This window comes from Streptomyces sp. NPDC059785 (assembly GCF_042732375.1).
Lineage (GTDB): Bacteria > Actinomycetota > Actinomycetes > Streptomycetales > Streptomycetaceae > Streptomyces.
This window is the reverse complement of sequence record NZ_JBHWHV010000014.1, coordinates 39,417-66,051: the sequence shown is the minus strand read 5'-3', so window position 1 is coordinate 66,051 and position 26,635 is coordinate 39,417. Positions and strand designations below refer to the sequence as shown.

Here is a 26,635-nt window from a genome sequence, read left to right as displayed (position 1 = left end):
GGGGGGCTCAGGCGTCCGGATAGTCGCCGGGGGCGAACAGTGAGCGCAGGTCGGCGGGGAAGCCGGGGTCGAGCAGCCCCTGGTCCTTGGCGAACCGCACCATCGCGTTCAGGCTGGGTGCGTTGCCGTCGATGCCGTAGGGCACGGGATCGCCGCCGATCTGCTGCCCCTGGCGGGCGAGCCGGGGCACCGCCGACCACCCGGGCCGAGCGGCGAGGTGCAGCCGCTTGCTCTCCGCGAACGCCGCGTACAGCCTGGTCGCCAGGTCCGGGTCGCGCTCGACGAGTTCGGAGCGGACGGCGATCAGCGAGTGCAGCGGGTAGACGCCGGTGCGCAGGTAGTGGTCCACGGCGAGCGTGCCGGCCTCGGGGAAGAGCGGGTACGGGCCCTCGTCTTGGCCGGCCTCGGGCTCGGCGGCCGCCGTCCAGTTGGCCCGGGGCGCGCCGGCCCGGCCCGTCCCGGCGTTCCCGGTCAGCGCTGCGTCGATCTCCCCGGCGCGCAGCAGATCGCCCAGCGAGCGGCCGTCGGTGACCCGCTCGACGTTGGCAGGAACCCGGCCCTCGATGTGGTCGTCGTCGTCCACCACCCAGGTGATCCGGTCGATGTCGACCCCGTACTCCTCGCGCAGCACGCCGCGCACCCACACTCCCGTGCTCACCGAGTAGGCGCGGACGCCGACCCGGCGTCCCTCCAGGTCGCGCGGCACGCGGATGCCGGAGTGCGCGGCGCACTGCACGTCGCCGTGGTGGAAGCGCCGGTTCAGGAAGACCGGTATCGCGGTCAGCGCGATGCCCTCCTGGCGTGCCATCAGGTAGGAGACCGGCGCGAGTTCGCAGACGTCGAACTCCAGGTCGCGGATCATCCGCCGGTAGGCGCCGATGACCGGCCTGACCTCCACCGGCTCGACCAGGTGTCCGCCGATGGCGGCGTCGCCGTCGAGGAGCGGCTGTGCGTGCGGATAGTCGCCGAGGACCACCGTGAGCTTGTCCATACCCTGTTCCTTGTTCCTTCGCTCGCTGAATGTAGGGGGCCGTGACCGCGCCGGTTCTCAGCCGCCGAGGCGGGCCGGCGGGACGCCGAGGGCCGCGCAGGTCCGCTCGACGAGCTCGTCGTAGTCGACCGCCCGCGGGATGACGTCCTGCTCCAGTGCGTAGGCCGCGGCCTTGGTGAAGGCGGCGCGCAGTGCCTCGAAGCCCACCGGGTGCAGGGCGACCGGCCCGCCCTCCTCCTTGGCGGTGAGCACCGCGCGCATCGCGTCGTACGCGGCGAGGACGGCGGCGGAGTGCTCGGCGGCGGCCGCCTCGGAGACGCCGATCACGTGGTTGACCGGGATGAACCCGTGGTCCTTCGACCACTGTTCGGCGACGTCGTGCGCGTGGTCGACGGCGGTGCGGATGCGGTCGTCGGAGGGCAGCTCGTTGCCCATGATCCCGAAGTCGACCCGGCCGTCGAGGAAGTCCGCCGGGAGCTTGCGCCCTTCCGGCGCCCGCGTCACCCAGGACGGGTCCTCGGCGCCCTCGACATGATGACCCTCGTACGTCGTCCAGTCCGCCTTGCGCAGGTCCACGCCGTACTGCTCGGTCAGGAACCCGCGCACCCAGACGCCGGTGGTCTGGCTCCAGGCGCGGACGCCGACCCGGTGTCCCTCGACGTCGGCGACCGACAGTCCGCCGAGGGTCACCAGGGTCTGGTGCTGGTGGCGTCCGAGGGTGGTGACGGGGAGCAGCAGTACCGGCTTGCCGTGCGCGGCGGCCTGGAGCACGGTCACGATGGCCAGCTCGCACAGGTCCGCGTCCGACCGGTTCACGAAGCCGCGGGAGGCCTTGTGCACCGGCTTGATGCCGACCCGCTCCGGCTCCGCGCCCGCTTCCCGGGCCGCCGACAGCGCGGCCGCCGCGAGGTCGTCGCGGCCGATCACCAGCTTCATTTCCGCTCTCCTTGCAGGTGGTGCCGTTCATGGTGTTGGCGCAGCAGGTCGACGCCGTAGTCACCGGCGTTGGGGGTGCGCACGATGGTGTGGATGTGCCGGCGCGAGGGATAGTCGTTGCCGAAGTACACGCCGGGCATGTGCTCGAACTCGACGAGGATCACCGGGCTGTGGAAGCGGTAGTAGAAGGTGCCGTCGGGGTCGCCGACCCAGGCGAAGTGGGTGTCGCCCTCGTGGGCCAGCACCTCTTCCATGCGCAGCCGGGCATGGGGGTCGCCGGCCCGGTTCACGTAGCGGCCGAGGAGTTGGACGGCGGTCGCGCGCTGTCCGGCCGACAGCTCGCTCAACGGCAGTCCGCGGTAGTCGAGTTCGAAGTTGTCGCGGAAGGCTCCGACGAACAGTTCCGCCGGCATGGTGTCGGCGATGACGGCTCGCTCCCGCTGCCGGGGGTCGAGGTCGGTGAACAGCTCGTGGCCGAGTGCCTCCTCGTGCCGGAAGGCCACGGTCCCGGCGTACTTGCCGGCTCCGGCCATCACCGGTTCGGCGCCGAGGAAGGAGGGGGTCAGGACCATCTGGTCACCGACGAAGACACAGTTGATGTTGACGTGGTGTCCGTCGAGCTGCCAGCCCCACGGGCCGCCGTTCTCCGGCTCGCCGTAGAGGGAGAACCAGTACAGCAGCTCGTTGAGCCCGTCGACGTTGTCGGTCAGCTCGCCGATGGTGCGGTTGAGGCGCATCAGGTCGAGCATCTGGCCGTATCCGTCGGCGCTCAGGCTCTCGCGGATGACGGCCAGGGCCCGCCCGCGCCCGGCGTCGTCGAGGTCCTCCAGGCAGATGCCGTGGCGCAGGAAGTAGCGGGCACCGTTGTTCCAGTGCCGCCAGCTCACGTCGTCCATCGGGAACCGGCCCTCGGCGAGCTGCTTCTCGTCAAGGCCCGCCAGGTAGTCCTCGGCCGCCCGGTACACCTTGCGGACGTCCGCGCCCGTCTCACGCAGCGGGAACAGCCCCGGCCGCACACCGGCCGGCGTACCCACTCCGCGGAACGGCTCCTTCGCCGCCTGCACCCGCCAGGCGACCTTCTCGAGCAGGTCGGGTGTCCAGACGTCCGGCTTGCGCGTGGGCGCGTTGCCCCGCTTTCGCAGCGCCACCATCGCCGCTCCTCCTTTCTGTTCGCTTCACGGGCGCGCCGTCGGTCGGCGCCCCGTCCCGGCCGCCTCACGCGTCGAGGAAGGCCGTCCTCGCCTCGATCGCCGCGACGTCCACCGGCCGGGTGATGAGGCGCTGCTCCAGGGCGTAGCGTCCGGCGATCTCCAGGCAGGCGGTCAGCGAGGGGCTCCAGCCGGCCGCGACCGCCCGCCCGGCGGGCGAGTCGTCCCGCTCCCCCGCGCTGTCGGCGACGGCCCGCGCCAGGGCCCGGTAGACGGCGCGCACGGCATCCGGACGTGCACGCAGTACGTCGTCGCGCACGACCAACAGATGGTTCGCCGGGATCGTCCCGTGCCGTTCGGTCCACGCCAGTCCGGCGCTCTCGGCGTCCGCCACGAGCGGGACCAGGCCCGCGCCCTGACCGCCGACCGCCTTGGGCCCGAGCACCGCCGCCGAGACGTCGTGGGAGCGCAGCAGGTCCACGACCCGCCCGGCCCCCGACCGCTCCACGCAGGGCGGGTCGACGTACTGGGCGACATGCACGTCCTCGGTGGTCACCCAGGTGACGTCGTCGGGCTCGACCCCGTACTCCTCGCGCAGCCAGCCGCGCACCCACAGACCGGTGGTCTGGCCGTACGAGCGGACGCCCACCCGTCGGCCGACGAGTTCCCCGGGATCGAGTTCCGGGGCCTCGGGCAGCCGGGTCAGTGCCCGGTGGTGGGTGCTTCCGACCAGCACCACCGGCAGCAGGGTGACCGGCACGCCGGCCTCGCGGGCCTGGAGGTAGGTGGCCAGTGGCATCTCGCAGATGTCGTAGGCCAGGTCACGGACCATCCGGGCGAAGGCCGGGGGCAGCGGGCTGGACTCCTCATAGCGGCACTCCACTCCCGCCACGGGGACGGTGCCGTCCTTCAGCGGCCGGGTGTGCGGATAGGTGCCCAGCAGCACGGTCAGCGGTGTCGTCATGGGTGTCCCGTCCCGCCCGCTCACACGTCCTCGCCGTACTGGATACGGCGGTACGGGGTGCTCAGCACCTCGCGGGTGATGCGGACGTCGACGACGGTCGGCCGGGGGTCGCGCACGTACTCCGCCAGCGCGTCGCTCAGCTCCTGGGCGGTGCGGACCGTGGCACCGCCGCCGCCCAACGCCTGGGCGACCGCGCCCAGTTCGGGTGTGGAGATGGTCGCCAGCTCCGGGTCGAGGCCCTTCGCCTTCGCCTTGTGGTACTCGGCGCCGAGGCCCTGGTCGTTCATCACGACGACGAGCAGCGGGATGTCGTACCGGCACGCCGTCTCGAACTCCGACAGGTGCATGAGGAAGCTGGCGTCGCCCTCGACCACGAAGCCGGGCCTGTTGCCCTGCGCGACCGACTGGCCCATGGCGATCAGCGGGGCCTGGCCGATGGCGCCGAACATGCCGTAGTTGGAGAGCACGTCGCGGGAGCGCTGGAAGAGCATGGTGCCGAAGTCGGTCTGGTGTCCGCTGCCCAGGACCAGCCCCATGTCGCCCGGAAGCTCGTGGTCGAGGATCCAGATCGCCTCGCGCGGGTCGAGCCGGCCGGGCTCGCGCACGTACTCCGGCTGCGTCAGCCGGGCGGTCAGGTGGTGGCGCACTTCGTCGGTGTGGAAGCCCTCGAGGCGGACGGAGCGTTCCCCCAGCTCCCGGGTCAGTTCGGTGAGTGCGGTGACCGCGTCGGCCTGGAGGTAGCAGTCCGCCGTCCGGCCGTTGCCCATCACCAGGTGCGGGGCGGTGTCGATCTGGATGTACTTGGCCTCGGGATAGAGGTAGCCGCTTTCGATGGTGTAGTGGTTCAGGCTGGCGCCCACCGCGATCACGCAGTCGGCCTCCTGGAGCAGTTCCATCGACACCTTGTCGCCGAACAGGCCCGACAGACCGACGTGGAAGTCGGTGCGGTCGCAGAGCCAGTTCTTCGCCTGCAAGGTGGTGGCCAGCAGGGCGCCGGTCCGCTCCTGGAGCGCGAGGACCTGCTCACCCGCGTCCGCCCTGCGTGCACCCCGCCCCGAGATGATCACCACGCGCTTGGCGTCCTGGATCAGGTCGCAGGCGGCCCGGATCCGGGCCGGGTCGGGCAGCAGCCGGGAGGTGTCGATCAGGGCGGTCGACGGGACGTAGTCCTCGTCGTAGTCGTCGAGTTCGGTGACCTGTACGTCGAAGGGCGCGCTGATCATGACGGGCTTCGACTCGGTCCGCGCCAGGTAGAAGGCGCGCTGCACGGCCTCCTGCGCCTGTTCCGGCCGGGTCACCCGGATGAACTCGCACTCGACGGCGGCGGCGAAGCGCCGCTGGTCGAGGTACTGGGTGGCGCCCTCGTCGCCCAGCGGGGTCTCCCCGCAGAAGGCAATCAGGGGGGTACGCGCCCGGCTGGCGACGATCATCGAGGTGGCGAGCTGCGAGACGCCGGGGCCGCTGGTCGTGGTGACCACCCCAGGCCGGCCCGCGCCACGGGCCCAGCCGTCCGCCATGCCAAGGCCTGAGCCCTCGTGCCGCACCTCGTACAGCCGCACACCGCGGTCGGCGAGCGCGGCCATCCAGTGCATGTTGGCGTCGCCCATCATGCCGAAGACATCGCTGGTGCCTTCCTTGACGAACGCCTCGGCCAGTGCTTCGTAGACCTTCACTTGGTGGACCCCTTCACGTTCGCCGCGGCGGTCGTCGCCCGCGCTTTCAGGACGCCGTCGAGCCGGGAGAAGACCCGCAGCGCGTTGCCTCCGTAGACCGCCTGCCGGTCGGTGTCGCTCAGGCCGTCGATGGAGTCGAGGGTGTACTTGGTGTCGTCGAACCGCCGCCCGGTCTCCGGGTCCACGCTGCGGACGGCGCCGATCATCTCCGAGGCGAACAGGACGTTCCGCGCGGGGATGATGTCGAGGAGCAGTTCCATGCCGCGCTTGTGGTACACGCAGGTGTCGAAGTAGACGTTGCGCAGGACCGACTCCTCCAGCGGCGGCCGGCCGCGGTCCTGCATCATGCCCCGGTAGCGGCCCCAGTGGTACGGGACGGCGCCGCCGCCGTGCGGCAGGATCAGCTTCAGCGTCGGGAAGTCCCGGAACAGGTCCGACTCGCAGAGCTGCATGAACGCCGCGGTGTCACCGGCGAGGTAGTGCGCGCAGGTGCCCTGGAGCGCGGGGTTCCTCGACATGGCGACGTGCACCATCGCGGGGACGTCGAGTTCCACCATCTTCTCGTAGAGCGGGTAGTAGACCCGGTCGGTCAGCGGCGGCGCCTGGTAGTACCCGTCGGAGGGGTCGGGGTTGAGCAGACAGCCGACGAAGCCCAACTCCTCGACGCAGCGCTCCAGTTCGGTGACCGAGTAGCGTACGGAGGCGGCGAGCGCGTCACCCGGGGACTGCGGGAGCTGGCACACACCCACGAACCGCTCGGGGAACAGGCCGCACACCCGGCCGATCAGGTCGTTGCTGACCCGCGACCAGTCGAGGCTGGTCCGCTCGTCGCCGTAGTGGTGGGCCATCTTGCCCGCGCCCGGCGAGAAGAGGGTCAGGTCGGTGCCGCGCTCGGTCTGTAGCTTGAGCTGCCCGTTCTCGATGGCGGCGCGGATCTCGTCATCGGTGATGCGCAGTTCGTCGGGCGAGACGCGGGTGCCGGACTCCTCGAAGGCCCGGATCTGTTTCTGCCGCCACTCGCCCAGTGCGGGAGGCGCGGTGGTGAAGTGGCCGTGACAGTCGATGATCATGTATTGCTCCGAAACGTGCGTCTGTGGTGGTCGCGGGGCGAGCGGTGGCGAGGGGCGCGGGGGAGCGCCCCGTCAGCCGCGGCCGGTCAGCTCCCTGGCCCTGTCCAGGCCGGGATAGGTGCGTACCGGCGCCGACATCAGGAACCGGTAGCCGTCGTCGAGCACCTGCTTGACGTTCCCGGCCGTCACATGGGGATGGCCGACGGCGACCCCGCGCGCGGCGCAGATGTCGAGGATCCGCCGCTTGCACTCCAGGACCAGCGGATGCTCGTACTGACGGGGGAAGCCCAGCTCCTGGCTCATGTCACCCTCGCCGATCAGGATCAGCCCGATCCCCGGCACCTGGTCGAGGATGTCCGGCAGGTTCCGGATGCCGAGCTGGTCCTCGATCATGAGTCCCACCAGGATCTCCCCGTCCGGGTCGAGCGGCCACACGTCGGCCCTGGCGTAGTACTCGATGTTGGAGATGCCCCAGTAGCGGGTCGCCGCGTGCGGACCGTCACCGCGCAGGCCGGCCGGTGCGTAGCGGGGCACGTCGGGCAGTCGCGGATAACGGCAGGCGGCGACGGCGTTACGGGCCTCCTCCACGGTGGAGATGTGCGGCCAGATGACACCGAACGCCCCCAGGTCGAGCGCCTGCTTGGCGTGCCACTGCGCCTTCTCCGCACCGTTGGCGGGGATGCGTACGAGCGGGGTGACGGCCGGTGCGAGGCTGTCCGCCTCGAAGACCTGCCGCCGGCTCAACAGGTACTGGAAGCTGTCCTTGAGCGCGTTGATGTCCCAGGGCTTGTGCTCCATCTCGAACACCACGGCGTCGTAGCGGGAGTTGCTCAGCTCGACCGCGGATGCCGGATCGGCCGCCGAGAAGGTCGCGAAGACGTGCTCCCCCGCGTCGAGGGCGGCGACCACCTTGTTCAGCCTGGGTGGTGTGCTCGTCATCGCCGGCCTCCTTGGCCCAGTGCTTCGCCGGATGTGCTGGTCGAGGGGTGCGGCCGCTGGGGTGCCTGGCCCTGCCGCCGGGATCGCCGGCCCGTCCACCAGGCGCGCAGGCGGGCAAGAAGTCCGGAGGGGCGCGGCGCGGGGGCGGGCGTACCGGCGGACACCGCCGTGTGCGGCTCGGCGGGGACGGCGGACTCGGCGGACGCCGCGGTCGGCGATTCGGCGGGTTCGGCGGGTTCGGCGCAGAGCAGGATCAGTTGGTCGGTGAACTCCTTCGTCATGCGGGAGACCACCATCCCCGCGCCCGACTCGATCAGCTTGGCCAGTTTGCCGTTGAGCTTGATCTCACCGTCGCAGAAGACGCGTGCGGTGCCGGGGGTCTCTCCTTCGACGACGCGGAAGGTGGCGCCGGCGCTGAAGCGGGTGGCGCCCTGTCCGTCCGCCCCGCGGGCGGTGAGACGGCCCTCGTGCGCGGGCTCGTCCAGGTCGAGGGCGACCCGGGCGGCGAACTTGACCCGGATGCCGCCGAACCTGACGGCCAGGGTTCCGTCGAAAGACCCGTCGTCGTGCGACGGTCCGAGTTCGGCGCCGCCGATGCAGGACACGACGGCCGAGGGATCGGAGATGACCTCCCAGACACGTCCGGGCGGACTCGGTACGGCGATTTCTTCTGTGATCGATATCAAAGCGGTGAACCTTACTCGGCGGCGGTCACGACGTCGTGGTGAGAAAGAGGGCATGACGGCATGACGGCGTGGCGGTACGGCGGTACGACGGCGTGGAGGTGGAGGGGCAGAGCCCCAGGGCGTTACGCGGCGGCCGTGCGCTCGGCGGCGAAGAGGCCCCAGAGGACGTTGTAGAGCTCGGAGAACTCGGGTGACTTGACGAGCGAACCGATCTGGCGCGGCCGTTCGAACGGGACCGGGATGATCCGGCGGACCGTGCCGGGCCCCTTGGACATGACGACGACCTCGTCAGCGAGGTAGATGGCCTCGTTGAGGTCGTGCGTGACGAAGATCAGGGTGCCGTTCTGCTCCCGCCAGATGTTGAGCAGCTCCTGCTGGAGTTCGAGCCGGGTGATGGCGTCGAGCGGCCCGAACGGCTCGTCCATCAGCACGATGGACGGGTTGTAGATCAGCGCCCGCGCGATCGCGCAGCGCTTCTGCATGCCGCCGGACAGCTCCCGGGGGAAGTGGTTCTCGAAGCCGGTCAGACCGACGAGCCGGACCCAGTGGGCGATGCGCTCTTCCCGTTCTTCCTTGGGCACCTTGCGGAACTTGAGCGCCAGACCGATGTTGGCCTTGACGCTCAGCCAGGGCAGCAGGTGGGAGTGCTGGGTCACGTACGCCGCGTCGGAGTTGACGCCGGTGACCCGGTCACCGGCGTAGTGGACCTCGCCCCGGGTGGGCGTGAGCAGTCCGGCGGCCAGGTTGAGGATCGTGCTCTTCCCGCATCCGCTGGGTCCGATCACGGCGACGACCTTGCCGCGGTCGACCTTGAACGACACGTCCTCGATCGCCGGACGGTGTGTGCCGGGGAATTGCAGGGTGACGTGGTCGAGGCGGAGTGCCTCCGGGTGTGGGTTGCGCTGGTTGGTCGGCATAACTGTCTCCTCGACCTCCTCCTCGCGGAGAGACGAAGCGGGGCCGTGCGCTCGCGCCATGGGTGGCGTTCGTGGGTGACGGTCGGTAGTGACGTTGCGGTGGACTGACGTTGCCGTGCACCGACGGCACACGGGGCTGACGGGGATACCGGCTGACGCGCCCCTTCGGAGCCGGCACCAGAACCGGCTGGATCCCCGTCCTGAAGCCTGTGCCGACCCGTGCTGATTCGCGGGCTCAGGCACCTCGGCGACGTCGCCACTGTTCGAGATTGTCCGACAAGCGATGACGGGAACGTAACACCGCCACCCCTCAGCCACAAGAAGCCGGCGACAGAAAGATTCCGGTCCTGCCCTTTCTCTGGCTGGCCGGAGATCAGATATCTCCTGCACGCCTATTGTCAGCAAAGGGCCCGCGCGTTACGTTCCCCGCAGTTCTTGTCTGACAATCTTGGGGTCGGGTGCACTCAACCCCGTTTACCAGCAGCCGTGTTCGCGTCCGCGCGGCCCCGCCGTCGCAGTCACGCTCGCGCTCACGCGCCCGTCTCAGTCGCACGAGGAAGGACCCTCCTCACGATGAACACAGCTCACCGCCTCCCACGGGACGACGGGCCACCGAAGCGGCCCTCCCGCCGTACTCTGCTGGCGGCCTTCGCCGCCTCGACCACGGCGGCGGCTGTACCGCTGCTCTCCGCGGGACCGGCCGACGCGGCCTCCGACCGGCCCGGTGACCTGCTGTACATCGGCACCTGGGGCCAGGGCCAGGTGCACGCGGTGCGGTTCGACCCCGACCACGGGACCATGACGCCCCTGGGCCCCGTGGCGGAGGTCAGCGCGAACTGGGTCGCGACCCACCCGACCCGCCCCGTCCTCTACGTCGCCGGCGGCGAGCAGGGCGGACACGTCCGCGCCTTCCGTATCGACGACACCTCGGGGGCCCTGCGGAAGACCGGCGAAGTGGCGACGGAGCCGGTTCCGGCCGGCAGCGGCGGGCTCTCGTACATCGGGCTCGCCCCGGACGCGGGCGCGCTGCTGGTCGCCGACTTCGCGGCCGGATCCGCGGCGACCGTCGCGGTGGGCGCGGACGGCGGGCTCGGCGCCGTGCTCTCCCGCGTGCAGGACACCGGCTCCGGGCCGAGTCCGCGGCAGACGGGGCCGCATCCGCACCACATGGTGATCGACCCCAGCCGCAGCTTCGCGCTGGTCGCCGACTTCGGTGCCGACCGGGTGTTCGTGTACGACTACGACCGGGCCACGCACCGGCTGTCCGGCGACGGGTCCGGTGGTCCCGACGGCCCCGGCGCCTTCGCGACGGCACCGGGGTCGGGCCCGCGTCGCCTCGCCTTCCACCCCGGCGGACGGACGGTCTACCTGCTGAACGAGCTGACCGCCGACCTCCAGACCCTGCACTGGGACGCGAGACGCGGCGTACTGACCTCCCGTCAGGTGCTGTCGACGAACTCGCCGGAGCACACCGGGACCACCAGCGCCGCCGAGCTGGCCGTCAGCCGCGACGGCCGCCACGTGTACGCCTCCAACCGTGGCGAGAACGCCCTGGTCGTCTACTCGGCGGCCCCCGGGACCGGCCTGCTCACCGAGATCCAGCGCCTCCCCTGCGGCGGCGTCACGCCGTGGAGCTTCGCGCTGCACCCCGGCGGCCGGTGGCTGTTCGTCGCGAACGAGGCGAGCGGCACGGTGGACCTCTTCCGGGTCGACCCGGCGTCCGGACGCCTCACGGCCACCGGCACCGGCGTCGCCGTGCCCTTCCCCGACTGCATCGCCTTCCGCGTCCACGCCGGCACGTCACCCGGCTTCGCGCGGGGGTGACCGGAAAACGGAGCGTCATGGTGTACCCGCGGCCGCGTTCGGCCGTCCCCTCCCCCGCTCGGGCCGTCCCCGCAAGGGGTGTCCCGCGGCCGGACGCGTTCGCCTCGCTGCGGATCCGGAACTACCGCATCTACACGCTCGGCCAGTCCACGTCCGTCGTCGGCAACTGGATGCAGAACATCGCCGCCGGCTGGCTGACCCTGGAACTGACGCACAGCGGGACGATGCTGGGCGTCGTGACCGGCGCGCGGTACCTGCCCGTCCTGCTGCTCGGCGCCTGGGGCGGTCTCGTGGTGGACCGCCACGACACCCGCAGACTGCTCACCCTCACCCAGGTCTGCTTCGCCGCCCAGGCCGCGCTGCTCACCGTGGTGTCCGCGGCGCACCTGGTGACGCTGCCGCTGCTCGTCGTCATCATGCTGACGCTCGGCCTGACCAACCTCTTCGACGGCCCCGCGCGCCAGAAGCTGATCGGTGAGCTCGTCGACGCGGAACACCTGACCAACGCCATCGCCATCAACTCCACCTTCGTCAACACGGCGAAGCTCGTCGGCCCCGGCGTCGCCGGGTTCGTCATCGCCGCCCTGGGGGTGGCCCCCTGCTTCGCCCTGGACACCGTGTCCTTCCTGGCCGTGCTCGCCAGCCTGGCCATGCTGCGCACGGCGGAGATGTGTCCCGCTGACCGGGAGGTGCGCGCCAGGGGACAGATCCGCGCCGGCCTCACCCACATCCGCCGCACCCCCGAGCTGCTGTACCCGGCGATCATGGTGTACGTGACGGGCATCCTCACCTGGGAGTTCCCGGTGAGCCTGCCGCTGCTCACCACGTCGGCGTTCCACTCGGGCCCGGCCGGTTACGGTGCGGCGACGGCGCTCATGAGCGCGGGCGGGGTACTGGGCGGGTTCGTGGCGGTGCGGCGCCGCCGGCTCAGCACCAGGTCCCTGTCGGTCTCGGCGGTCGTCTGGGGCGTACTGATCTGTGCCGCGGCCCTGGCGCCCACCCTGCCGGTGGCCCTGGTCCTGCTCGTCCTCGTCGGCGTCGGCTCCATCACGTTCAATTCGTCGGCCAAGACGCTGATGCAGGTGGGGGCCGCGCCGCAGATGCGCGGGCGGGTCATGGCGATCTGGTCCATCGGCTGGATGGGCGGCACGGTCATCGGCGCACCGGTCGTCGGAACCGCCGGCGCGCTCTGGGGCGCGCGCACCGCCCTGCTCGTCGGCGGACTGGCCGCGGCGGGCGTCGGAGCGGCCGTCCTGATCCTGTCGTCGGCCGGCCCGGCGCCCGGGGCGTGTCCGTCGTACCGTCGGCTATGGTTCCCGCCTCGGTTCTCATCCTCTCGGAACGCGAAGGCGGTCAAGTTGGACAGCGACGGCAACGGTGTCGAGTCCGGTGCGAAGGCGTCGGGCACCCGTTACAGCCAGGCCTACGAAGGACTTCGTACGCTGCTGCTGTCGGGGAGCATGGCGCCCGGTACGCGGCTGACCGAGGCGGATCTGACCCGCATGTTCAACGTCTCGCGCAGCACCATGCGCACCGCGCTGGCCCGCCTGACCCAGGAGGGCTACGTCACCAGCGAGGTCAATCGCGGAGTGCGTACCAGGAGCTTCACCGTCGAGGAGGCGGCGGACATCCTGGAGGCCCGCGAGACGCTGGAATCAGCCCTGGCGGGCAAGGCGGCGGAGCGCGCCACCGACGAGGAGATCGCCGAGCTGCGGCAGACCCTGGAGGAGATGGAGCAGGCGCAGGCCCGCGGCGACCAGGACGCCTACTCGCGCGGCAACCGGCGCTTCCACCAGCAGATCAAGCATGCCGCGCACCAGCACACGCTGGCCCGGGCGTACGACACGCTGCTCTATCCGCTGGTGATGCGCCAGTACCGCAACCTCGCCGCCCCGCATCCGAGGACCGGGTCCCTCGAGGAGCACCAGGTCATCTTCCTCGCCATCCTCACTCGCAATCCGGACGCGGCGATCGCGGCGATGCGTCATCACGTCGGCTCCGCCCGCCGGGCGCTGCTGCTGGACATGCCCACGACGCCGCCGACCGCCTGAGGACGCGCCGGACGAGGCCGGAAGAGGTCGCACCGACCACCGTCGGCAACCGTCACAACCTCATCCCTAACGCTAAACCTGAGGTTGAGGTTCGCGGTAGAGCGCCAGGTGCTCGCGGCAGAGGACGCCGTCGCGGATGTCTCCCGTCGCGATGAACCCGGTGTCGTCGACGTACTCCAGGTGGCTGCCGCGCACCGTGTACCGGCCGGTGCAGACGCTGCGCTGCTCGCGGAGCGCAGCCGCGCCCATGACGCCGCCAAGGTCGCCGACCGAGCCCGCCGGATCCTCGCGCAGGGCGAGGTGGCACTGCTTCCGGGAGCCACCCACCACTCCCTGCCGCTCACCTCGCCGAAGCAGCGCAACGGCCGGTTGACGGCTTTCCTGAGCTGACGCCTCTGCCCAGAATCTGACGGCCCGCCAAGGAGGGCGCTCGGCGAGGCCGCGCACCCCCTTCGAGCCCCTTTACACCCCGAAGGAAGCCGAACGCCGCGGGACCGCATCGGCCGTCCCGCCGATGCCGTGCCGGCCGCCGTTTCGATGCGGCGAGTATCAGTCAGCAGGGCGACAGGAGAGGCATGCTTTGACGTAAGGGCTGGTCGGTGCGGGCTCGTTCGGACACAGGCCCGGTCGAAGTCGATTACTTTCGGCCATTTTTCGAACCCCTTGTACCCCGTTCGAGGGTATGTCAGGACTTGGAAAGACCCTGTGCGGGCGTCTGTACGATGTCGACCCACGACAGCGCAACGGGCACCGCCAACACCCTCGGGAGCAACGGCCGTTGACGCGTCACCCGGGAGGATCAGGCGGCGCCATGCGGCCCTTTTCCCCTCGGTGAACTCATCATCGTCTGCACCTCGGGCGATGACCTGCCCAGTCACGGGTACTTTGCGTTGCTACCCGTGAGTAAAGAGTCACGAGACGGGATGCCGGACGCACAGGAAAGGGTCACGGCCCACCTGTCGGATGATGCAGGTCATCGATGCAGAGCTCGCGAGCTCCTGCACCGAGGCGCTGACACAGCGCCGTCATATTTCCGAAGGGCATTGAACGATGAGCTTCAACGCTCCCCTCTGCTCCTCCCCCGACGAGGACAGTCCGTCCCCGGACACGGCCGGCACCGGCCTGGCCGCCGAGGCCGGCGCAACGGTCGGCGAAGTCACCGCCTCGACCCCCGAGATCGCGGCGGTCGACGAGGCCGCCGGAGGGACAGCCGCTGACGCGGCAGCGAAGACGGAGAGCGCGCAGGAGAGCGAGCACCTGATAGGCGGGCAGCGCATCGAGCTGATGCGCTGCCTGTTCCCCCTGGTGCGATTCGACCTCTTCGACGCCTTTCCTGACCTGAGGTGCGACGTCATGCGCTGCACGTCGGAGGCCTTCACCCAGGTGCTGCCGACGCTCGCCGACGGAGTCGGTCGCGGTGACGCGTACAACCAGCTGATGGACGTCGCCATGAACCTCGCGGCCGCCGACCGGCAGCGCTACGAGGCGCTCAGGGGCTTCTCCTCGGTCCATCGCCTGTCCTTGCAGGTCCTGTACGGCTTCAAGTTCGCCTGCCCGGAATGGAAGGACGAGTTCCGTCTCTGGCTGGCCGCCGTCGACGACCTGCCGGAGCGGGAGGGAACGGTCTTCCTCATGATCGAACTCTGCGGATGGAAGAACGCGGAGACCGCTGAGGTGCTGGGCATCAGCGAGGGCCAGAGCAGCAAGCTCATGAAGCGGGCCAGGGAACAGCTGACGGCGGCAACCGGCGTCTCCGTGGAGGAGCTCACGACGGGCTTCTTCAACGAAGAGATCTCAAGGAGGAATCGGGACCAATGCAACTCGATCTGAAGTGGCCCTTGGGCCACCTGGCGAAGCAGCACCCGGTCACCCATGCCCGGCCTGCCTCGCCTGACGCATGGCAGGACGTCGACGCCCGGCACTTCGAAGCCATCGAGGCCGAGATCGAGCGACGCGCGGCGGGCGGACGGCCGGGCGAGGCCCCCTGGGACTCTCCCGGGTACTTCGACATCGGCGCGCCGGATCATGCCGGTGCGTGGAGCAACGTCCTGGCCGTCCTGCCGCACTGGACCGCTTCGGCGATCACTCAACTGATCACCATGAGCGGCCTGTTGAACACCCCAAGGACTTCTCCCACCGACGGGACGTCCTCGGCCGACACGACCGTTCAGCCCAAGCCCCTGGACCACAAGGCCCAGGACCTCGAACTGCGGCCTCGCACACGTCGACAGGACACAACGGTGTGCTCGGTCGAACACGACACGCGCACCACCACCATCAGTGACACCGTCCTCTGCCACTGAGCCGGAGAACGAGCCGCCGCTCCCGTGGCCTCGACACCCCGGAGCGGCGGCGCCGGCTCCCGGTACCGCATGACCCGCCGCCCTTGACCGACAAGGCGACTCACCATGGCCATCAGCAACACACCGTCGAAGAAGCCGGCGGCCACGTCCGACAAGAAGTCCTCCAGGAAGCCGCCCACCGACGCTCTCGACGCCTCCGACACCGTCGACCAGCGCATACGCGAGTTCGTCAAGGCCCGTCGGCGCCGTCGCCAACTGCAAGCCCTCAAGCTCACTTGTTACGCGATGGCCACCGCGTTCCTGTGCTCCGTCGGCTGCGCCGTCTGGCAGTTGACGATCCCCTCGCTGTTCGCCGGCGTCTACGCCACCCTCGCCGGGGTGTTCGCGGCGGCCACCGGCGTCGGCTACTCCATCTACCTCTCCCGCCGCCGGAACGAATGACCGGCGGGGTTCACGGCTTCAACCCAACCTCACATCAGGGTGCGCCGGACGGCGTTCCGCGCCGAGGAGGAGATCGAGCACCCGCTCATGCGTGTCACCCACCCGATCGACCACGCGGAGCCGTACGTACAAGCCCTGTACCTGGGTCAACGCGGTCTCGGTGAACCACGCCAAGAACATTCTTCCACTGCCCATCAGCGGCATACCGGGGCCCGTGCGCGCCAATAGGAAATCCCTGCGCCTGACGACCCCGTGCGACACGATGACAGCGGTGACCTCGTCCATGTCCCGCCAGTCATCCGGCGTCGAGGTGTCCTCGTCGTCGAAAAAGGTGACTCGGTAGCCGATGTCGATCACGGTGCACGAGTCCTGCGCTCCATTGATCACGTAGCAGATCCAGGCGAGGCGTTCACCCGGCGCGGCGTCAGCGACGACCTGGCCGACCCAGCCGATCATCGGTCTGACCGCACGCGCGTACTGGCCCCGGGCGAATACCGCGCCCATCGCCCCCAGCGATGCGGCGGTTGCGCTCTGCACATCGAGCAACTGAGGCAGTCGCTCCTGGTTGTTCGACCAGATGACAGCGTAGGCCAACAAGCCGCACGCCAAGGCCGCGAGCGCGAGCAGGGCTCGCGAGTAAGGAGCACTACGCCGGACGACACGCTGATGGGTATCCACCGCTTCCCCCGTTCCGTCAGGGGGACTTTAGCCCGGAACCCTTGCATGTGGTACGCACTGCGCCCGCCCGAGTAACCGCCGTGGCTGTGCCTGTGAGGCACCGAGCCGCCCAGAAGCGGTATGGGCGGCACCGGTCACGTCCACGGCGGCTTCACCGAGGCGCTGACATCGATCTGGCCCCATGTGGAGGCCTCCCGCGCCAAACTGCGCGGTAACGGTCAGAGTGTGTGGTTCACCGGGCACGGCCTGGGCGGGACGCTGGCCATGCTCGCCGGCGCGCGCATGTACCCGGAGGACTCCCGCCTGGCCCGACAGTGTCCACCCAGATGCCGCCCAAGCCTCCGTACTCACACGTCGAGACGCTGCGCCACATCGACTCGCACGGCAAAGTGCGCAAGTCGACTGACCCGCTCCGGCGACAGCCCAGCCGTGGAAACAGCGGGCCATGAGCGGGCGTTGCGTGCTGCCCCGTCCCGGTGGCCGGGGTGTGGCTCCGCGCCGTATCCCGGTCGCCGGACGCGGTCGGGCCTGACAGTCTGTCGGTCATGAGTTCCGAACCCGCGCCGTCCGTACCAGGCCGGCACCGCGACCACGGCACGTGGCTCGTCCGGTTCACGGACCGGGTGTTCGTGGTCTGTCCGGCGTGCGGCGGCCGCGCGGTCGTCGTGCCCCTGCCCGGGCTCGCGGCGCCGAAGTACGTCAGCGAACTGCTTTTCCAGCCCCGCCGCCTCGCCTGCGCGGCGTGCGGTGCCGTCGCCGACTGGACGGCCGAGGAGCGGGGCACCGGCCTGGTCGGCGCGGTGCCGGGCGGCACCGAGGATCCCTTCTTCCGGCGTCCGCTCTGGCTCCAGACCCGCTGTGCGGGACGGATCCTGTGGGCCTACAACGAGGAGCATGTCGACGCCCTCGCCGCCTACACCGGCTCCCGGCTGCGCGAGCGCCGCGCCTCTCCGACGATGGCGATGTTCGCCCGGCTGCCGGCCTGGATGAAGTCCGCCAAGAACCGTGACGAGGTACTGGCCGGCCTGGCGACCCTCCGCTCCCTCGCCCGGCTCCCGGCCCCCGCGGACCGCTCCGACGCGGCCCACGAACGCGCCGACCGCCCACGCCATCACGGCAGCATGCTCTTCCGGGGCGGTCCGTACCAGGAGCCTGATCCGCGCTGAGCACAGTAAGTGTGCAGCGGGGTTCAGGCAGGGACACGGCCGCTCACGCCGCCCACCACTCGTCGGTCCCGCAGCCGACTTCACAGTGCCACCAGCCCTCTTCCTGCCCCTGGTTCAGCAGTGCCTTGATGCCGGTGAAATCCGCGCCGGCCGGTGCGGTGACGGCCACCAGGTGGAAGTCCTTGCTGAAGACTTCGCCGCCGAGGTGGAACTCCGAAAGGCGCTGATGCACCGCCTGAGGGCTGCGGCCCAGCGGGCCGGAGGGGATGGGCAGCACTCGGATCGTGCAATTGCCGGCGGAGCTGACCCGCCCGGCCGCCCAGTGCAGCCCGTCGTCGGGGTCCGTCCGGAACCGCACGATCCAGCGCGTCGGCACCTTCGAGGCGTACGACGCGGAGCAGTGCCTCGCCGTCGCCGGCCTGCACGCGTTCAAGGCCCGGCCTTGGGACCGACCTCCGCGGTAGCGGTTCCGGCACGGCCTCCTCGCCCTCCCCCTACCGTCCCGCCCCTCCCTCGTCACCCCCTCCCCCCATCCTGACCGATTCTCGTCGTCAAGCCCGCCCGCCCCCTGTGCAAGCGTGGTTGCCGACCGCAGCAGAACGGCACGCACAGCACGGCACGGCACAGCACGACGGGGAATGAGGTGCACCACCGTGACGGTCTACACCCGCGACGAGGGCGAACTCTTCGGCGAGCAGCCGGGATACGCGTACGCAGGGGCCTCGGTCCATACCGCCACCGGCAATTTCGTCAGGGCGGAGACCGACCTTCCGATGGCGGATCCGCTGGTGGCCTGGCGCCGCACGTACAACGCGCGCAAGACCGGGAACAGCGGGCTCGGCCCCGGCTGGACCCATTCCCACGGCGCCCGGCTGGAGTTCCCGGCCCCGGACCGTGTCCTGCTGCACGGCACGTGCGGGCGGATTCTGACCTTCCGCAGACGCGCGGACGACACCTTCGAGCGCCCGCAGGACCTCGCCGCCGACCTGTACACCGCGCCCGGGAACCAGTACGAGCTGCGCTTCTTCAACGGGCAGACATGGACCTTCGACAACTCCGGCGACTGGACGGAGATCGCCGCCGAGGGCCGTACCGCCACCCTGCGCCACGAGGACGGCCGGCTGACCCGCGTCGAGCACTCCGCGGGCCGCTCGCTCTCCCTCGACTACGACGTCCACGGCCGCATCGTCGCCGTGCACACCGACGACGGCCGCACGGTCGGCTACACGTACGACGGCGACGCCCTGAGCCGGGCCACGCTCCCGGGCGGGGCCGCCATCGGCTACGACGGTGACTCCGAGTCCCGGATCGTGCGCGTGACCGACGGCGACGACGTTGTGGAGGTCGTCAACGAGTACGACGACGAGGGCCGGGTGGCCCGTCAGGAGACCCCCGGCGCGGGCGCGCTCCGCTTCGGCTACGACCCCGACCACGGCCGCACCACCGTCACCCACGAACCCTCCGGCGCCCGGTCCGTGTACACGCACAACGAGGACGCCCGCCCGGTCCAGGTGACGGACGCGCTGGGCCGGTCGAGCACCATGGAGTACGGCCCCGACGGCCTGCTCACCGCCGCCGAACTCCCCGGCGGCACCGTTCTGGAGCGCGTCTACGACGAGGACGGGAACCTTGTCGAGGCCACCGACAGCGGCGCCACCGCCCGCTACACGTACGACGACGAGCGCCGTGTGCGCGAGGCCGTCTCCCCGACGGGGGAGGTGACGTCGTACGACTACGACGGCGACGAGCGTGTCCCCTCGCGTGTCACCGGTCCCGACGGTTCCGTGACCCGGTTCGATGTCGAGGACGGCCTCGTGGTCTCCCGTACCGGAGCCGACGGTGCCACGACCCGCTACGACTACGACGAGCGCCGCAATCTGGTCGAGACCGTCGACGCCACGGGGCAGCGCACCCGCTACACCTACGACGACGCCGGCCGCCGCACCGCCGTCACGGGCCCCACGGACGAGACGAACACGATCACCTACGACGCCGCGGGCCGGCCGGTCGCGCTGACCGACCCCGGGGGCGTCACGGTGACCCGAACGTATTCGGCCACCGGCAGGCTCCTGGAGTACACCGATCCCGAGGGCGCCGCGACCGTCTTCGCGTACGACGCGGGCGGACGCCTCAAGAGCCGTACCGACCGGCAGGGTCTGGTCACCCGGTACGAGTACGACGACTCCGGCCGCCCGGCCGTACTGATCCGGCCCGACGGCTCCCGCACCGAGACCCGCTTCGACGCCGTGGGCCGCCTGGAGCGGGTCGCGGAACCGGACGCGGGCGTCACCACCTACGAGTACGACGCCGCGGGCAACCAGACGGCGGTCCACGCGCCCGAAGGCACCACGGCGATGACCTTCGACGCCCGCGGGAACCAGACCTCCGTCACCCTCCCCGGCGGCGCCACCAACCAGTTCACCTACGACGAGGCGGACCGGCTGACCGAGCGGGTCGACGCCGCCGGAGCCCACTGGGCGACCGCCTTCGACCCCACCGCCCGCACGATCACCCACACCGCGCCCGACGGCGCCCGCCGCACCACCATCCTGGACGCGGAGGGCCGTACGGCGGCGTCCGTCGACCCGCTGGGGCGGCGCACCGTCTACCGCTACGACGGCAACGGCCGACTGGCCACGGTCATCGACCCCGAGGGCGGGCGCACCCACCTGGTCCGCGACGGCCTGGGCCGGGTCGTCGCCCGCACCACTCCGGCCGGGCTCACGACGCGGTTCACCTACCGCGACGGACGCGTGGACACCGTCACCGACCCGCGCGGCTGGATCACCCGGTTCCGCTACGACCGCAACGGGCGCCGCACGCGGATCATCAGGCCCTCCGGTGCGACGACGTCGTACGCCTACGACAAGCGCGGCGCCCTCACCGAGGTCACCGATCCGCGCGGCGGAGTGACGACCTACACCTACGACAAGGCGGGCCGCCTCACCGAGGTCACCGACGTCAAGGGCGTCTCCACCGTCTACGGCCACGACAAGGCCGGGCGCCGCACCACCATCACCGACCCGCTGGGCCGCACCACACGGCGCCGCTACGACGACCAGGGCCGCGTGGCATCGATCCGCAACCCCGCGGGGGACGTGGTCCGCTTCGCCTACGACGACGCCGGCCGGCTCGTCCGGCGCTGGACGGACGACGGCGACGAGGTGACGTACGCCTACGACGGCGCGGGCCGCCGCACCGCGATGACGGACTCCACGGGCACCACGCACTACGCCTACGACGCCAACGGCCGTCTGGTCAGCGCCACTTGGCCGGGCGACTCCACCTACACCTGGGAGTACGACGCGGCGGGGCAGCTGCGGAAGCTGACCTACCCCGACGACGCGTCCGTCGCCTACCGGTACGACCTGGCCGGCCGGCTGATCTCCCTGAAGGACTCCGAGGCCGGGGAGGCGGTCTACGCGGTCGACCCGGACGGCCGGCTCGTCACCGAGCAGCTCCCGGGCGGCTGGGCCCGCCGCTACGGCTACGACGGCGGCCTCCTCACCGGCTTCACCGAGTTGCGGGAGAACGTCGTGGCCACCCACGTCACCTTCGACCGCGACAGCGAGGGCCGCGTCACCCGGCACGACGACGGCACCGCCGTACGGGACTACGCCTACGACCCCGCCGGACAGCTCGTCGCCGCGCACCTCACGCGCGCGGGGACCACGGTCGCCACCGACATCGGCTACGACCTCGCCGGCAACCGCACCATGACCGTCACCGGCGGCAGGGCCACGCGCTATCTCTACGACGCCGCCGACCAGCTGGTCGCCATCGAGTCCGCCGGACGGCGGATCCGCTACGGCTACGACGGAGCCGGACGCCTGACCAGCGCGGACGACAAAGAGGTCAGGCAGAGGATCGCCTACGACGGCTTCAACCACCCGACACGGACCACGACCAGCCGCGCCTGGGCGGTCGAGCGTGCCGACATGACGTACAACGGCGACGGCTATCTGGTCCGCTGGACGGGCCGCACCGGTGACGACGACGCGCCCCGCACCGAGGTCTGCTACCAGTGGACGGTCGGCGACACCGTCCCGCAGATCCTCCACCAGCACGTCGACACGAAGGTGCCGCAGAGTTCCAACACCGCGCCCCTGGGCCGTGACCTGGCCACCGCCCGCTTCACCTACGGCTACACCCGCACCTTCGCCACCACCTGCCACGACTCGGTCACCTTCGCCCGCGACGCGTTCGGCTCGACCGTCGCCACCCGCGCGACCGCACCGTGGGCACAGAGCGAGGTGTACGACGCCTTCGGTGCCGCGCCCGGCACGCCGGTCCTGCCCGAGCCGCACCCGACGGCGCGCATCCCGGTATTCGGCTACCGGGGCGAGCTCAGTCACGGCCCGTCGCTGAACCTGCGGGCCCGCCACTACGACACCGCGCTGGGCCGCTTCACCACCCGCGACCCGCTCTCCGTCCTGGGCAAGAGCAGCCTGGCCAACCATCCCTACGCGTACGCGCACAACGACCCGCTGAACCGGGTCGACCCGCAGGGCACCTGGCCCTCCGTCCTCCAGGGCGTCGCCGCGCTGATCGCCAACGTGCTCCGGGCGCCCCTTCCCGCCGTCGGCTGCGACGGCTGCCAGAACCCCGGCAACGGCATCGAATCCCACCGCAAGTGCTTCCAGGACCGCACCTGCCTGGCCACCCGGGGCTACTTCTCGGCGGACGCGCTCGACGCGGATCCCGACGCACTCAAGGAGCTGTGGCACAGCGGACGGGGCGAGCGCATGGGCCACGCGCTGACCCTGTACGAGCTCAACGGCCGCCGTCAGGGCTTCTGGGACGAGACCTGGGAGGACCTCGGCTGGGCCCGGGCGATCAGCCCGAACGTCGACTGGGAGGTCGGCACCCGCACCCCGTCCGACCCGCCGCCGTACTTCCGCATCGACATCGTCACCGAGGAGGAGCAGATCTTCGAGGTCAAGATGTGGAACAACGGCGCCGCCTACTGGCCGGTCGAGCAGCAGCTCGACCAGTACCTGCGCTTCGGCGCCTTCCGGGACCTGCTGCTCTTCAAGAGCAAGGAGCTCCAGGACTGGGCCGACTCGGTCGACGTCATCACCGGGCTGCGCTGGCCGTGGAGCGAGGACATCGTGTACGTCTGGGGTCTGGGCAACTCGGAGGGGCACATCTACGTCGCCCATGAGGACGAGGACCGGCTGAACGACGACATGAAGAACAAGGCCGAGGGCAACCGGGAACAGCGCGAGTGGGAGCAGGGCGGTGTCCCGTTCGGGCTCCCCATTCCCGTGCCGGTCCCGGTGCCGGTCTGATCGGAGCGCACCCATGCCCCAGGACGTCGAGGTGACCCCACGGCTCGGCACGGCGCTGCGCGACCTCGCGGACGTCACGCTCAGCATCACCGTCTCCGCCGACGCCCCGCCCGACCGTGTCCGGGCCGCGCTGCGCCGCGTCGGGGAGGTCTTGTGGGAGGTGGGCAGCACCACGCCGCTGCCCACCGGCGACCTCCCGACGCCGTCGTACGTCTCCCCGCCGGCCGGCCGCGGTCCCGGCCCCTGGACGATCACCGTGGACTTCGACTTCGCGCCGAGGGAGGAACGCGCGCGCGTGCCGGATCTGATCGCCGGCGTCCTGCGGGAGTCCGGGGTCACGCCCGCGCGCCTGGACGTCCTGGTGGACGACGGCTAGCCGCGGTGCCGTCGATGGTCCCGGGGGCTCCCGGTGCCGGTGCGGGCGGCGCGGATAGACTGCCGCACATGGTGCGATCGTCCCGTGGTGAGGTGAGCCCCGGGATGTGGCGGCGCGAGGCGGGCACCGTGGTGCGGCGGGTGCCGCCGCCCGCGGAGCAGATGACGGCGCCGTTCGCCATCATCGCCGGGCTCCAGATCCCCCGCGTCCCCACGGAGTGGGCGCCGCACTCGCACGCCCTGCACGAACTCGTCTGGGTCCGCGGCGGCACGCTGACGTCCCGGGTCGAGGACCGTATCTTCACCGTGTCCGAGGGGTACGGGCTGTGGATGCCCGCCGGAGTGGTGCACGGGGGCCGGGCGACGGCGGGCGCCTGCTTCCACGAGGCGTTCTTCGCGCCCGACCGCGCGCCGTTCGCGTTCGAGGAGCCGAGGGCGATCGCGATGACGCCGTTGCTGGAGTCGCTGCTGACGTATCTGTCCCGTACGGATCTCGACGCGGCGGCCAGGGCGCGGGCGGAGTCGGTCGTGTTCGACGTGGTCGAGCCGTCGGAGCACCGGTTCGCGCTGCAACTGCCCGGTGACTCGCGGATCGACGCGATCGCCGAAGCGCTGCTGGACGATCCCGCCGACGGCCGCTCGCTGGAGGAGTGGGCGCAGTGGCTGGGGATCAGCGACCGCACGGTCACGCGCGCGTTCCGGCACGCGACCGGTCTGTCCTTCGCGCAGTGGCGGCAGGTGCTGCGGGTGCACCGGGCGCTGGCGCTCCTCGCCGACGGTCTCGATGTGACGGCCGTCTCCGAGACTCTGGGCTACGCGCAGCCCAGCACCTTCATCGCCTCCTTCCGCAGGGTCATGGGCACCACGCCGGGCGCGTTCTTCGACGCTGGCGGCTCCGGCGGGGGTGTCCGGAATCCCGTATCGCCTGTCCAGGACTCCTGATTGCCGACGTGGCGGGCGGAACATACTCTTCTCGCAGTTAGGCAACCCTTAGTTACTCGCCGCGAACGGTTCTCTTCGTGTGCGCGGGTGTCTGCTGCCCGGGCGACGACGGCCGGGCGCAGGGGCTGCCTCGGCTCCTGACCCTCCGACCGTCCGGACTCACCGATGTTCACAAGCCCTTTCCTGCGCGCCGCCCACCCCGTGGCCGACCCCGCCACGCCGGTGGCCGCCCTCAACGGGCACGACCTGGTACTGCGGTACGGCGGCAGCCCGGTCGTCCACGGCGTCTCGCTGACCCTGGCGCCCGGCCGGGCGACCGCCCTGGTGGGGCCGAACGGCAGCGGGAAGTCCACGCTGCTGCGCGCGCTGTCCCGGCTGCACCGGGTGGACGGCGGCCGGGTGACGCTCGGCGGCCCCGACGGACCGGCCGAGCGCGACGCGGCCCTGCTCAGCGCCCGGCAGTTCGCCCGCGAGGTCACGCTGTTCTCCCAGTCCAGGCCCGCGCCCCAGGGGCTGACGGTCGCGGAGGTCGTGGCGTTCGGACGCCACCCCTACCGGCGCGGCTTCGCCGGACCGACCGCCGAGGACCGCGGTGCCATCGACCACGCCATGGGCGTCACCGGCGTGCGCGACATGGCGGACCGGCCGGTCGGAGAGCTCTCCGGCGGGGAGATGCAGCGGGTCTGGCTCGCGGCCTGCCTGGCCCAGGACACCGGCGTCGTCCTGCTGGACGAACCCACCAACCACCTGGACCTGCGCTACCAGATCGAGACCCTCGACCTGGTGCGCGACCTCGTCCAGGAGCACGGCATCGCGGTCGGCGTCGTGCTCCACGACCTCGACCAGGCGTCCCGCGTCGCGGACACCATCGTCCTGATGCGCTCCGGCCGCGTCCACGCGGCGGGCGCACCCGCCGACGTCCTCACCGCACGGAACATCGCCGAGGTCTACGACATCCGCGTCGAGGTCGGCGTCGACCCGCGCACCGGCCGGCTCCGTATCGACCCGATCGGACGGCACCCCATCGACCCTGTCGAGCGGCACCCCATCGATCCCGTCGAGCGGCACCCCATCGATCCCGTCGAGCGGCACCCCGCCTGAAGCGGCACATCCGCCGCCTCTCCGCGTCGCGCCGAGAACGACTTGCAGGAAACAAGAAAGAGGAACGTCCATGAACCGTGCCCGTCGCCTGGCGGCATCAGCCTCCACGGGGCTCGCCCTCCTCGCCGCAACGGCCTGCGGCACGACCGACGTCGACAAGGCCGAGGCCGGCACCAGCGCGAGCGCGTCACCCGCGTCGCAGGACTGCGCCGCGGACACCACGGCCACTTCGACGAAGCCCGTCTCCTTCAAGGACGGCGTGGGCCGGCAGGTCAAGCTCGACAAGCCCGCCAAGCGGATCGCCGTCCTGGAGTGGCAGCAGGTCGAGGACGCGCTGACGCTGTGCGTCACCCCCACCGCGGTCGCCGACCCGAAGGGATACACCACCTGGGTCAGCGCGGAGAAGCTGCCCAGCGGGGTGACCGACATCGGCACCCGTGAGGAGCCCGACCTCGATACCCTCTACGCGGCCAAGCCCGACCTCATCGTCGTGGAGGCCTTCGACCCCGACGACGAGACCATCAAGAAGCTGGAGAAGCGGGGCGTCCCCGTGCTGGCCACGAAGGGCGCGGACCCGAAGGACCCGATCGGGAACATGCGGGACGTGTTCAGCATGATCGGCAAGGCGACGGGGCGCACCGAGCGCGCGAACCAGGTGCTCAAGGAGTTCGACCAGCACCTCGCGACGGCGAAGAAGCAGGTCACCGACGCCGACCTGCCGACGAAGGACTTCCTGTTCTTCGACGGCTGGCTGGAGAGCGGCAACCTGACCATCCGCCCCTACAGCGACGGCGCCCTGTTCACCGAGATAGGCAAGGAACTCGGAATGAACCCCGCCTGGACCGACGCCATCAACAAGGACCACGGTGACGGGGGCGTCGACCCCTCCTACGGCCTCGCGCAGACCGACGTCGAGGGACTCACCGCGGTGGGTGACGCCAACCTCTTCTACGCCAACGACGAAGGGGCCGGCGGGTACGTCGCCGCGCTGAAGAAGAACTCGATCTGGAAGACCCTCCCGGCCGTGAAGGAAGGCCGCGCGCACTCGTTCCCGGCACGGGTGTGGGGTGCCGGCGGCCCGCGCTCCTGCGAGCAGGCGATCGACGCCTACGTCGACGTGCTCGACAAGAAGTGAGCGC

23 protein-coding genes and 1 pseudogene are annotated in these 26,635 nt (G+C 70.9%); 12 read left to right on the top strand and 12 right to left on the bottom strand.

What is annotated here, in order from left to right; genetic code table 11:
- Positions 1–7 precede the first annotated feature (7 nt).
- From ACFV6E_RS13540 to ACFV6E_RS13500, 9 genes are all read right to left on the bottom strand, one after another.
- Positions 8–991 (bottom strand): 4,5-dihydroxyphthalate decarboxylase, encoded by a 984-nt coding sequence (locus ACFV6E_RS13540; RefSeq protein WP_385461394.1) that lies wholly within the window; start codon positions 989–991, stop codon positions 8–10.
- A 57-nt stretch (positions 992–1,048) separates the two neighbouring features.
- Positions 1,049–1,927: a hypothetical protein gene (locus tag ACFV6E_RS13535; protein WP_385461392.1), complete on the bottom strand. Its 879-nt coding sequence runs from the start codon at positions 1,925–1,927 to the stop codon at positions 1,049–1,051.
- Positions 1,924–3,078 (bottom strand): DUF3500 domain-containing protein, encoded by a 1,155-nt coding sequence (locus tag ACFV6E_RS13530; RefSeq protein ID WP_385461389.1) that lies wholly within the window; start codon positions 3,076–3,078, stop codon positions 1,924–1,926. The genes ACFV6E_RS13535 and ACFV6E_RS13530 overlap by 4 nt, the downstream gene beginning before the upstream one ends.
- Positions 3,079–3,142: 64 nt before the next feature.
- Complete coding sequence (locus ACFV6E_RS13525) at positions 3,143–4,039, bottom strand: ABC transporter substrate-binding protein (RefSeq protein ID WP_385163039.1); 897 nt, start codon at positions 4,037–4,039, stop codon at positions 3,143–3,145.
- Positions 4,040–4,059: 20 nt separating this feature from the next.
- Positions 4,060–5,712, bottom strand: a complete 1,653-nt coding sequence (locus tag ACFV6E_RS13520; RefSeq protein WP_385461386.1) for a thiamine pyrophosphate-binding protein — start codon at positions 5,710–5,712, stop codon at positions 4,060–4,062.
- Entirely contained in the window at positions 5,709–6,782 is a 1,074-nt protein-coding gene (locus ACFV6E_RS13515; protein ID WP_385461384.1) for an amidohydrolase family protein, read from the bottom strand. Before ACFV6E_RS13515 ends, ACFV6E_RS13520 begins: the two co-directional genes overlap by 4 nt.
- Positions 6,783–6,854: 72 nt before the next feature.
- On the bottom strand, positions 6,855–7,721 hold the full coding sequence (locus tag ACFV6E_RS13510; protein WP_385461381.1) for an HpcH/HpaI aldolase/citrate lyase family protein: 867 nt from the start codon (positions 7,719–7,721) through the stop codon (positions 6,855–6,857).
- Positions 7,718–8,407: an SRPBCC domain-containing protein gene (locus tag ACFV6E_RS13505; RefSeq protein ID WP_385461378.1), complete on the bottom strand. Its 690-nt coding sequence runs from the start codon at positions 8,405–8,407 to the stop codon at positions 7,718–7,720. Before ACFV6E_RS13505 ends, ACFV6E_RS13510 begins: the two co-directional genes overlap by 4 nt.
- 122 nt (positions 8,408–8,529) lie before the next feature.
- Positions 8,530–9,324 carry an ABC transporter ATP-binding protein gene (locus ACFV6E_RS13500; RefSeq protein ID WP_385163049.1) on the bottom strand — a complete coding sequence of 265 codons (795 nt, stop codon included), beginning with the start codon at positions 9,322–9,324 and terminating at the stop codon, positions 8,530–8,532.
- A 573-nt stretch (positions 9,325–9,897) separates the two neighbouring features.
- On the opposite strand from ACFV6E_RS13500, the gene ACFV6E_RS13495 reads away from it, so the two are divergent.
- Positions 9,898–11,148: a lactonase family protein gene (locus tag ACFV6E_RS13495; RefSeq protein ID WP_385163051.1), complete on the top strand. Its 1,251-nt coding sequence runs from the start codon at positions 9,898–9,900 to the stop codon at positions 11,146–11,148.
- A 17-nt stretch (positions 11,149–11,165) separates the two neighbouring features.
- A complete protein-coding gene (locus ACFV6E_RS13490; protein WP_385163053.1) occupies positions 11,166–13,199 on the top strand; it encodes an MFS transporter in 2,034 nt (677 codons plus the stop codon).
- A 72-nt stretch (positions 13,200–13,271) separates the two neighbouring features.
- Here ACFV6E_RS13490 and ACFV6E_RS13485 read toward each other — a convergent pair whose 3' ends face one another.
- A complete protein-coding gene (locus tag ACFV6E_RS13485) occupies positions 13,272–13,526 on the bottom strand; it encodes an Atu4866 domain-containing protein (protein WP_385163055.1) in 255 nt (84 codons plus the stop codon).
- Positions 13,527–14,249: 723 nt separating this feature from the next.
- Between ACFV6E_RS13485 and ACFV6E_RS13480 the strand changes: the two genes are divergently transcribed.
- From ACFV6E_RS13480 to ACFV6E_RS13470, 3 genes are all read left to right on the top strand, one after another.
- A complete protein-coding gene (locus ACFV6E_RS13480; protein ID WP_385163057.1) occupies positions 14,250–15,029 on the top strand; it encodes an RNA polymerase sigma factor in 780 nt (259 codons plus the stop codon).
- Positions 15,014–15,502: a hypothetical protein gene (locus ACFV6E_RS13475; RefSeq protein ID WP_385163059.1), complete on the top strand. Its 489-nt coding sequence runs from the start codon at positions 15,014–15,016 to the stop codon at positions 15,500–15,502. Before ACFV6E_RS13480 ends, ACFV6E_RS13475 begins: the two co-directional genes overlap by 16 nt.
- Positions 15,503–15,607: 105 nt before the next feature.
- Entirely contained in the window at positions 15,608–15,943 is a 336-nt protein-coding gene (locus ACFV6E_RS13470; protein ID WP_385163061.1) for a hypothetical protein, read from the top strand.
- 18 nt (positions 15,944–15,961) lie between these two features.
- Here the strand turns inward: ACFV6E_RS13470 and ACFV6E_RS13465 are convergent, their stop codons facing one another.
- Positions 15,962–16,621, bottom strand: coding sequence for a hypothetical protein (locus ACFV6E_RS13465; protein WP_385163063.1), 660 nt, complete (start codon positions 16,619–16,621; stop codon positions 15,962–15,964).
- A gap of 120 nt (positions 16,622–16,741) precedes the next feature.
- On the opposite strand from ACFV6E_RS13465, the gene ACFV6E_RS13460 reads away from it, so the two are divergent.
- Together ACFV6E_RS13460 and ACFV6E_RS13455 are read left to right on the top strand one after the other, a co-directional pair.
- Positions 16,742–17,170: a hypothetical protein gene (locus tag ACFV6E_RS13460; protein WP_385163064.1), complete on the top strand. Its 429-nt coding sequence runs from the start codon at positions 16,742–16,744 to the stop codon at positions 17,168–17,170.
- Positions 17,167–17,787: a hypothetical protein gene (locus ACFV6E_RS13455; protein ID WP_385163066.1), complete on the top strand. Its 621-nt coding sequence runs from the start codon at positions 17,167–17,169 to the stop codon at positions 17,785–17,787. Before ACFV6E_RS13460 ends, ACFV6E_RS13455 begins: the two co-directional genes overlap by 4 nt.
- 43 nt (positions 17,788–17,830) lie before the next feature.
- Here ACFV6E_RS13455 and ACFV6E_RS13450 read toward each other — a convergent pair.
- Positions 17,831–18,148 (bottom strand): annotated as a pseudogene (locus tag ACFV6E_RS13450) (DUF4265 domain-containing protein); the annotation flags it as partial.
- A 292-nt stretch (positions 18,149–18,440) separates the two neighbouring features.
- Here ACFV6E_RS13450 and ACFV6E_RS13445 point away from each other — a divergent pair.
- The 5 genes from ACFV6E_RS13445 to ACFV6E_RS13425 all read left to right on the top strand — a co-directional run bounded on the left by ACFV6E_RS13445 (position 18,441) and on the right by ACFV6E_RS13425 (position 26,631).
- The gene (locus tag ACFV6E_RS13445) at positions 18,441–23,078 is read left to right on the top strand and encodes a DUF6531 domain-containing protein (RefSeq protein ID WP_385461375.1); all 4,638 of its coding nucleotides are present in this window, start codon (positions 18,441–18,443) and stop codon (positions 23,076–23,078) included.
- A 13-nt stretch (positions 23,079–23,091) separates the two neighbouring features.
- On the top strand, positions 23,092–23,454 hold the full coding sequence (locus ACFV6E_RS13440) for a hypothetical protein (RefSeq protein WP_385163070.1): 363 nt from the start codon (positions 23,092–23,094) through the stop codon (positions 23,452–23,454).
- A gap of 68 nt (positions 23,455–23,522) precedes the next feature.
- Positions 23,523–24,395, top strand: coding sequence for a helix-turn-helix domain-containing protein (locus ACFV6E_RS13435; RefSeq protein WP_385461372.1), 873 nt, complete (start codon positions 23,523–23,525; stop codon positions 24,393–24,395).
- Between the two features lie 165 nt (positions 24,396–24,560).
- The gene (locus ACFV6E_RS13430; RefSeq protein ID WP_385461369.1) at positions 24,561–25,496 is read left to right on the top strand and encodes an ABC transporter ATP-binding protein; all 936 of its coding nucleotides are present in this window, start codon (positions 24,561–24,563) and stop codon (positions 25,494–25,496) included.
- 70 nt (positions 25,497–25,566) lie between these two features.
- Positions 25,567–26,631 (top strand): ABC transporter substrate-binding protein, encoded by a 1,065-nt coding sequence (locus tag ACFV6E_RS13425; protein WP_385163075.1) that lies wholly within the window; start codon positions 25,567–25,569, stop codon positions 26,629–26,631.
- The last annotated feature ends 4 nt before the right edge of the window (positions 26,632–26,635 follow it).